General features: G+C 57.2%; 10 protein-coding genes and 1 pseudogene. 4 read left to right on the forward strand and 7 right to left on the reverse strand.

Going from position 1 to position 7,426, the window contains the following annotated elements:
* The 3 genes and pseudogenes from ACIQ0G_RS08970 to ACIQ0G_RS08980 all read right to left on the reverse strand — a co-directional run.
* Positions 1-241 (reverse strand): annotated as a pseudogene (locus ACIQ0G_RS08970) (DNA topoisomerase IV subunit B); the annotation flags it as partial.
* Between the two features lie 72 nt (positions 242-313).
* Positions 314-697: a PaaI family thioesterase gene (locus ACIQ0G_RS08975; protein WP_397577612.1), complete on the reverse strand. Its 384-nt coding sequence runs from the start codon at positions 695-697 to the stop codon at positions 314-316.
* A gap of 19 nt (positions 698-716) precedes the next feature.
* Positions 717-1,391: a GcrA family cell cycle regulator gene (locus ACIQ0G_RS08980; protein ID WP_397577613.1), complete on the reverse strand. Its 675-nt coding sequence runs from the start codon at positions 1,389-1,391 to the stop codon at positions 717-719.
* A gap of 91 nt (positions 1,392-1,482) precedes the next feature.
* On the opposite strand from ACIQ0G_RS08980, the gene ACIQ0G_RS08985 reads away from it, so the two are divergent.
* Positions 1,483-2,340 (forward strand): ABC transporter permease, encoded by an 858-nt coding sequence (locus ACIQ0G_RS08985; protein WP_397577614.1) that lies wholly within the window; start codon positions 1,483-1,485, stop codon positions 2,338-2,340.
* A 24-nt stretch (positions 2,341-2,364) separates the two neighbouring features.
* Here the strand turns inward: ACIQ0G_RS08985 and ACIQ0G_RS08990 are convergent, their stop codons facing one another.
* Entirely contained in the window at positions 2,365-2,787 is a 423-nt protein-coding gene (locus ACIQ0G_RS08990; RefSeq protein ID WP_397577615.1) for a DUF2147 domain-containing protein, read from the reverse strand.
* 93 nt (positions 2,788-2,880) lie between these two features.
* Here ACIQ0G_RS08990 and maiA point away from each other — a divergent pair, with 93 nt between their 5' ends.
* Positions 2,881-3,513, forward strand: coding sequence for a maleylacetoacetate isomerase (maiA, locus tag ACIQ0G_RS08995; RefSeq protein ID WP_397577616.1), 633 nt, complete (start codon positions 2,881-2,883; stop codon positions 3,511-3,513).
* Positions 3,514-3,549: 36 nt separating this feature from the next.
* On the forward strand, positions 3,550-3,996 hold the full coding sequence (locus ACIQ0G_RS09000) for a MarR family winged helix-turn-helix transcriptional regulator (RefSeq protein ID WP_397577617.1): 447 nt from the start codon (positions 3,550-3,552) through the stop codon (positions 3,994-3,996).
* Here the strand turns inward: ACIQ0G_RS09000 and ACIQ0G_RS09005 are convergent.
* Positions 3,980-4,939, reverse strand: coding sequence for a C13 family peptidase (locus ACIQ0G_RS09005; RefSeq protein ID WP_397577618.1), 960 nt, complete (start codon positions 4,937-4,939; stop codon positions 3,980-3,982). The two genes, ACIQ0G_RS09000 and ACIQ0G_RS09005, sit on opposite strands and share 17 nt — an antisense overlap.
* A 100-nt stretch (positions 4,940-5,039) precedes the next feature.
* Here ACIQ0G_RS09005 and ACIQ0G_RS09010 point away from each other — a divergent pair, with 100 nt between their 5' ends.
* Positions 5,040-6,047, forward strand: coding sequence for a fumarylacetoacetate hydrolase family protein (locus ACIQ0G_RS09010; protein WP_397577619.1), 1,008 nt, complete (start codon positions 5,040-5,042; stop codon positions 6,045-6,047).
* 25 nt (positions 6,048-6,072) lie between these two features.
* Here ACIQ0G_RS09010 and ACIQ0G_RS09015 read toward each other — a convergent pair whose 3' ends face one another.
* Both ACIQ0G_RS09015 and ACIQ0G_RS09020 read right to left on the reverse strand, forming a co-directional pair.
* A complete protein-coding gene (locus ACIQ0G_RS09015; RefSeq protein WP_397577620.1) occupies positions 6,073-7,068 on the reverse strand; it encodes a type II secretion system F family protein in 996 nt (331 codons plus the stop codon).
* A gap of 21 nt (positions 7,069-7,089) precedes the next feature.
* Positions 7,090-7,426: type II secretion system F family protein (locus tag ACIQ0G_RS09020; protein ID WP_397577621.1), on the reverse strand; the 337-nt coding region annotated here is incomplete at its 5' end.

Raw genomic sequence — 7,426 nt, forward strand, 5'->3', positions numbered from 1 at the left:
GGTTGCCAACGCCCAAATGCACCTCAATACGGCTGGCATGGCCGGCGACGGCTTCGTCCATTGAGTTGTCGAGGACTTCGGACGCGAGATGGTGCAAGGCGCGTTCGTCGATGCCGCCAATATACATGCCCGGGCGACGGCGAACCGGCTCAAGCCCCTCCAGCACTTCAATTGCAGAAGCGGTATAATCATTGGATGCGGCAGTGGCGGCCGCGCTCCCGCCAAACAGGTCATCGGTCATAATAATGCTATAGGCGCGGGAGAGTTGGCGGCGCAACAGCCGAACGAAACTCGGCTGTGGAAATAAAGCGGATCAGCGTCTTTCCGGGGGCATGGACATAATGGCGAAATTGCCACTTGCCTGCGCAACCAACTTGTCATTCTGCGTGATACGGGCGGTTAAATGGGCAATGGTTCGGCCCTTATTGTCCAAAACGGTTTCGCACAGCAACTGGCCCTGCGCGACGGGCCGGAAATAGCTGATCGAGATATCAATTGTCGCGCACGCATATCCAGCATCGAGTGTCGAATAAAGCGCCGCGCCCATGCCTGTATCCGCCATTGCGTAGAGGACAGCGCCATGCACAACACCGTGCGGATTTAGATGCCGATCATCGACCGACAGCGAAAATCTGCTGCTGCCGCCGCCTTGTTGATCTAATGTTAAACCGATGAGATCCGCAAATGGATGATCCATGCTCTATCTCACCTTTGCCTTAACGAACCCGTGGTCCGCCGAACGGCATGGGTGGCGGAGGACGGCGCACACCGCGTGGAAGCTGCGCCTGATAGGCACGGCCGCAATGTTCGACGCAGTACGGAAAGCCGGGGTTTACCGCCTCGCCGCAGAAATGGAAATCGGCTTCACCGGGGTGACCCAAGGGCCAACGGCAAATACGCTCGTTCAAATCCAGCAACGATGTTTTGTCCGCCATTTCGGGGCTTGGCTTTGCCGGTACAAGGCGGCGCGGCGGTGCTGGCGGAATGGGAGCTTGCTGATCGCCGGGGCCCTGACGCAAGAAACCGCCAGGTCCGATTGAAACAATGCGTGGCATCGCCGATGCGCGCTGGGCAGGTGCTTCGGCTGCCTCGTCATCTTCGACCACGGGCGCGACAGGCTCAGCCACGGGTGCAGCGGCGCGGGGACGCACAGGCGCAGCGGGGGGCGCTGCCTTAACCGGGGCTGCCGCCGCCGGCTTTTTCGGCGCGGCTTTTTTGTCTGTGTCATTGGCCTTCACCGGCGACGGGCGCGATTTTAGTCCCAAGCGATGGGCCTTGCCGATAACGGCATTGCGGCTAACACCGCCAAGCTCTTCGGCAATCTGGCTTGCTGTCAGGCCTTTATCCCAAAGCGCTTTTAACTGATCAATCCGCTGGTCGGTCCAGGACATAGAAACTTTCCCAATATCTAATGTGTTATACCGCAGTCGCGGCGCATTTGCGCCTTGCGGTTAAGCCTGCAAGCCGATAGTCGATTGCGCGATGACTATCCACCATAAAAGCGATACTGGCCCAGATAGGGACGCGAACCCCGTTGTGCAACTGCGCGACGGCGAACGGCACATCCGCAACGTAAACTGGATTGGGCTGCAAACCCTATATATGAAAGAAGTGCGCCGCTTCTTTAAGGTGCAGATGCAAACGGTATGGGCTCCGGCCATCACGACCTTGCTGTACCTGATTATTTTTACCGTGGCTTTGGGAAGCGTGAAGCCACAGGTTCTGGGCGTTCCTTTTGCAGATTTCATCGCGCCTGGCCTTATCATCATGGGTATGATGCAAAACGCCTTTGCCAATTCCAGCTTCTCTTTGCTGGTCGGTAAAATGCAGGGCACGATTGTCGATTATCTGATGCCGCCTTTGTCGAATGCAGAGGTTTTGGCCGCGCTGACATTTGCTGCGGTGACGCGCGCGTTTCTGGTGGGCGGTACCATCTGGCTTGCGATGCTTTTGTGGCCCGGCGTGCATGTCACCCCTGTGCATATATGGGCGATATTGTGGTTTGGCCTGATGGGTTCGATGATGCTGGCGCTCATTGGCGTCATGACATCAATCTGGGCGGAGAAATTCGACCATGCGGCCGTCGTCAGCAACTTCGTTGTTGCGCCAGCGGCGTTGCTGTCGGGTACGTTCTATTCGGTCGATAAGCTGGCCCCGACATTTCAGGCGATCAGCCACGCCAACCCGTTTTTCTATGCAATCTCGGGCTTTCGCTATGGCTTCATCGGTGCCGCCGACAGCCCCGTGATTTTTGGCGCGGTTTTGCTGCTTGCGCTGAACATAGTGCTTGGCACTATCTGTTACGTGCTGCTGCGTTCGGGTTGGAAATTGCGGTCGTAATATCCGCGTCCGGTGCGTTACTATTTAACGCGCCGGTGTCCATGTCTGTGCCTGACAAAAGGGTCCAATGCATCCCTTGACGACCAGATTGCCCGATTTGCCTTTATAGACAATCGACCGATAGGTTTTGCCCGATTTGGGATCGTAAATCTGGCCTTTCCATTCATCGCCAGCCGCTTTGAAACCCGTCAAAACATTCATGCCCAAGATTGTCCGGTTGCGCAGCGTCTTGTCCGGATTGTTGATGTCTTTCGCGCCGGGACCGGCTGGCGGGTTCACAAGAAATTTGGACAGCCTGCCGCATATATTCTCGCCGCAGGGATAGACTTCCACGACGCCGTCCTTGCTTTGCGTGACCCATCGGCCCGTAATGGGCGAAGCGGCCTGCGCCGATAAGGGCAGCATCAATAATCCAGCGGCGGTCATCCATTTTTTCACGTCGGTCATCCTCAATCTTCTTTAGCTGCGCCAGACATATGCAAGGGCGGGCCGTACTGCAATGCTTTTGCCTTTTACCACCGCCATGCTAATTGTGACGTCATGAATGCGATAACCCTGTTCGACTATTGGCGTTCCTCGGCAAGTTACCGGGTGCGGATCGTCCTCAATCTCAAAAATGTGCCGTACACACGCGTGCCGACAAGCCTGTTGGAAAATGAACAAAAGGCACCGGCCTATGTCGCGCGCAACCCGCAAGGTTTTGTCCCCATGCTGTCGATCGATGGCCATGACCTGACGCAAAGCCTTGCGATCATCGATTATCTTGATGCCCAATATCCCGAACCGGCGATGCTATCATCCAACCCTGCGGATCGGGCCAAAACATTGGCGCAGGCGCTGATTATCGCTGCCGATATTCATCCGATCGATAATCTGCGCGTGCTGCGTTATTTGAAGGACGAAATGGGGCAGTCGCAGGAGGCCGTTGATAATTGGTACCGGCACTGGATTATCGAAGGGTTCACGGCGCTTGAGAATATGGCGCCGGGCGATGGATTATTTGGTGGCGATGTGCCGAACCTTGCCGATGTCTGCCTGGTCCCGCAAATGGCCAACGCGCGGCGGGTGGACACGCCATTTGACCGGTTCCCCAAATTATCGCGGATTGACGCGGCGCTGACGGCGTTACCGTCGTTCATCGCCGCCCATCCGGATCAGGTGAAACCCGATTGATGCACGCGCGGTGCATGCCAAAACAGAGTGAATTTTATGCCACAAAAGACCCTAAAGCTCAGCGCTTTCCTTCCCTATCAATTGTCGATTACCTCAAATGCGGTCAGCGACCTGATCGCGCGCGCCTATCGCGGCAAATTTGCGCTGAAGGTGCCCGAATGGCGGGTGATGGCGCTTTTGGGGGAGGCTGAGGTCGCAACGCAGCGCGAGTTGGTGGCGGCCACGGCGATGGACAAGGTGACGGTCAACCGCGCGTGCAAAACGCTGGAGGAACGCGCGCTCGTCAGCCGCGTGCCGAACAGCAGCGACGGGCGCTCGCACCATTTGGCCCTGACGGCCGCGGGCCGCAGCCTCTATGACCAAATCGTGCCCGAGGCGCTGCAGTTGGAGGCCGAGCTTGAGAAGATATTGGGCAGCGGCGAGGCGAAGCAGTTGGAGATCATGCTGGCGCAGTTACGCGCACGCGTTATCGAGTTGGGTTAGCGTCGCTCGCAGGCTCGTAATCGGCGGAGATTGCGGGGCGGCCAGTTTTAGGGGTTTCGGTCTTGGGCATTTTTAGTTCCAACGCATCAAGCCAGACGTGGGCATTCTCGCCCACAAAAACCTGCGGCCGGGACGGCAAAAGCTCCAACATATTTTCCCATCGGGAAATCAGCTGAACCGCCTCGGCCACCGCATCATCAAATTTCTGCGGCTTGCGTAAGCCATTGTTCACCAAAGCGTCGCCGAAAAAGGTCCAGTCATTGCCCGGCGCGCAGCCGAACGATGTGCGTTGCGACGATGCCGCGGTCACAATGACGGTCTGATCATTGGTCAGCAAGGGAATGAATATCCCTGAATAGCAAGCGGAGATCAGCACCATGCGGCGGTGGATGCCCACGCCATCGAACAGCGCGGACAATCGCTGCGGTGCAATCATGCCGACGCCGTCGTTGCCGTCACGATAGGCAAGCCCCGACACAGGGTCGCCATGGGTGGTGGCGAATAAAATCAGCACGTCTTCTTTCAGATCCATTTTGCCTGCAACCGCGGCCAATGCGACGGCCAGATTGGACGGCGAACCCTGCGGCGCGCCCGTTGGCGCATCGTCGGCCCCGGCGGTGAGGAAAAGCGTTTTGCCCGTTGCGCCATAGCGGCGCGCCAGAACCTTTGCGGCTTCAGCCGATTCCCGTCCAAACACGGCATCGGAGTCGAGCCCAATCGAAACGACATAGGCATCAACGACACCGGGCTTTTGCGGCTGAAGCGCAGCTATCGCCGTCGCGAGGCGCTGGTGTTGCGAAAGATACCAGCTGGCAGAGCGGTTCTGCTCCATCGCCCAGCCATTTTTCCCGGCCTCTGCGGTGCTAAAGGTCTGTTGCTGGCTGAACGCCGATCCGGAGACGAGCAGGGAAAGCGCCAAGGCACTTGCTTGAAACATTCGCATTTTGGCGAGCCCCAACCCCATGCGCATATGTGTAAACGCACAGGCGCGGTTGCCGCAACAGCAATATCGTTGCATGATGATGAAAAGCAGGAGAGCGATTATGAAACTTGCATCATTAAAGTCGGCGCGTGACGGTCATCTGGTTGTCGTTTCCAATGATCTCGCTTGGTATGCCGACGCAGCGCATATCGCGCCGACATTGCAGGCCGCGCTGGATGACTGGGACTATATTGCGCCGCGGCTTGAGGCATTGGCGACCGATCTGGAACATGCCGTCATTCCGCGCGAACGTTTCCATGAACATGACGCTGCCGCACCGTTGCCCCGCGCATATCAGTGGGCCGATGGCTCTGCTTACGTCAATCATGTCGAACTGGTCCGCAAGGCGCGCGGCGCGGTCTTGCCCGAAAGCTTTTGGCATGATCCTTTGATGTATCAGGGCGGGTCCGACGAATTTATGGGCGCGCGTGATGACATCATGCTGGCCGACGCAGCATGGGGTTGCGATCTGGAGGCCGAAATCGTTGTCGTCACCGGCGATGTGCCAAAGGGCACGCAGGCGGCAGAGGCGCTGGCGCATATCAGGCTTGTGGGCCTTGTGAACGACGTATCGCTGCGCAATCTGATCCCATCGGAATTGGAAAAAGGCTTTGGCTTTGTGCAGTCCAAACCCGCCAGCGCTTTGTCGCCGGTGTTTGTAACGCCCGACAGCCTTGGGGCCTATTGGCAGGGCGGCAAGCTGCACCGCGCATTGCATGTTGATTTGAACGGCGCGCCATTTGGCCGGGCGGTGGCGTCGGATGACTGCACTTTTGATTTCGGCGTCTTGATGGCGCATCTGGCAAAGACGCGCAATTTGGGGGCAGGGTCGATTATTGGTTCAGGCACAGTGTCCAACCGCGATGCCGATGGCGGCCCCGGCCGACCCGTCGCCGACGGCGGGCTCGGCTACAGCTGTCTTGCCGAACTGGGCATGGTCGAAAAAATCGCGACGGGCGAAATGACCACGCCATTCCTGCAAGATGGAGATGTCGTCCGCATCGAAGTGCGCGACGATGCTGGCCACAGCATTTTTGGTGCCATCGAACAGACCGTGCGTTTGGGCTGAAGGGGACGTCGCTTTGCCGCCCCGTTCACTGTTTGGAAAACGCGTCGCCAATCGAACAGGCGGCTGGCCCGATAATAACGATGAACAGCGTCGGCAGAATGAAAAGGATCAACGGCACCGTCATAATGGCGGGCAAACGTGCGGCCTTTTCTTCGGCGCGCATCATGCGCTCGTTCCGGAATTCGGCAGACAATACGCGCAAGGCTGATGCCAATGGCGTACCATATTTTTCGGTCTGAATCATGGTTGTGACAACGCCCCGGATCGAGTCCAGATTGACGCGGTACGCCAGATTTTCAAAGGCAGTCCGGCGTTCGGTTAAAAAGCCAAGCTCAATCGCGGTGAGCGCAAATTCATCGCCCAATTCGGGATAGCCGCGGCCCAACTCCTTTGCCACGCGGTTAAACGCGGCATCGACGGTCAAGCCAGCCTCTGCGCAAATGACGAGCAAGTCGAGCGCGTCGGGAAGGCCTTTGCGGATGGCATCGGTGCGTTTCGTCACCAGGTTCGTCAGATAAATATCAGCGCCCTTGTAGCTTAAAATCGCTGCCGCTGCGAACGCAACAAATTTCTTCATCGCGCTCCAGTCGGGAACGCCGTCCAGAGCATAAATCCACACGCCGGCCCCGCCGCCGAAAATGATCGGCATAACCATGCGGCTGAAGATGACCGAGACCGCGAGTTCTTTGCGGCGGATTCCCGCTTGTGCCAGCCTTTGCTGCACATCCTTAACCTGATCTTCCTGCAAAACCTGAAGCTTTGACAGCAGCTGGCGCATTTTATCTGTTGTTTCGGTTTTGCGGACAAGCTTGGCACGCTTTTTTGGTGTTGTCGCGGTAATGCCTGCTTTCAGCTGCTCACGACGCTCGTTCAGCGCCTTCACGCGCTTGGCCATGGGATCGCGCACGGTAACGACTGAATATATGGCAATCATGACGGCGATGCCGGCCACGACCGAAAGCAATGTCGCGAGCCACATGGCGTCCATGCCCAAAAGTTGAGGTTCGCCCGGATTGATCATTTTTACTATCCTGCCCTCAACTTAAATTTCGAAATTGACCATTTTGGCCATTATGAACACGCCGATCGCCATCCACACTGCACCGCCGAGACCAGTGATCATCAAACGCGGTTCGGAGAAGAAGCCTTCGATATATTCCGGGTTAATCGTCCAGATCATGCCGGACACGAAAAATGGCAACGACCCAACGATATAGGCCGATGCCTTCGATTCAGATGACATTGCGCGAATTTTTAGCTTCATTTGCGCGCGCTTGCGCAAAACATCGGCAAGGTTGGCGAGTGTTTCGGCCAAGTTACCGCCCGTTTCGCGCTGAATGGCCAAGGTGATGTCGAAGAACTGGAATTCCGGGGTGCCA

The sequence above is a fragment of the Sphingorhabdus sp. genome, assembly GCF_044354325.1.
GTDB lineage: Bacteria > Pseudomonadota > Alphaproteobacteria > Sphingomonadales > Sphingomonadaceae > Sphingorhabdus_B.

Excerpts from the sequence above, each read along its gene's own strand:
- maiA (WP_397577616.1), top strand. The coding sequence starts at position 2,881 with ATGAATGCGATAACCCTGTTCGACTATTGGCGTTCCTCGGCAAGTTAC.
- ACIQ0G_RS09010 (WP_397577619.1), top strand. The coding sequence starts at position 5,040 with ATGAAACTTGCATCATTAAAGTCGGCGCGTGACGGTCATCTGGTTGTC.
- ACIQ0G_RS08990 (WP_397577615.1), bottom strand. The coding sequence starts at position 2,787 with ATGACCGACGTGAAAAAATGGATGACCGCCGCTGGATTATTGATGCTG.
- ACIQ0G_RS08975 (WP_397577612.1), bottom strand. The coding sequence starts at position 697 with ATGGATCATCCATTTGCGGATCTCATCGGTTTAACATTAGATCAACAA.
- ACIQ0G_RS08980 (WP_397577613.1), bottom strand. The coding sequence starts at position 1,391 with ATGTCCTGGACCGACCAGCGGATTGATCAGTTAAAAGCGCTTTGGGAT.
- ACIQ0G_RS09015 (WP_397577620.1), bottom strand. The coding sequence starts at position 7,068 with ATGATCAATCCGGGCGAACCTCAACTTTTGGGCATGGACGCCATGTGG.
- ACIQ0G_RS08985 (WP_397577614.1), top strand. The coding sequence starts at position 1,483 with ATGACTATCCACCATAAAAGCGATACTGGCCCAGATAGGGACGCGAAC.
- ACIQ0G_RS09000 (WP_397577617.1), top strand. The coding sequence starts at position 3,550 with ATGCCACAAAAGACCCTAAAGCTCAGCGCTTTCCTTCCCTATCAATTG.
- ACIQ0G_RS09005 (WP_397577618.1), bottom strand. The coding sequence starts at position 4,939 with ATGCGAATGTTTCAAGCAAGTGCCTTGGCGCTTTCCCTGCTCGTCTCC.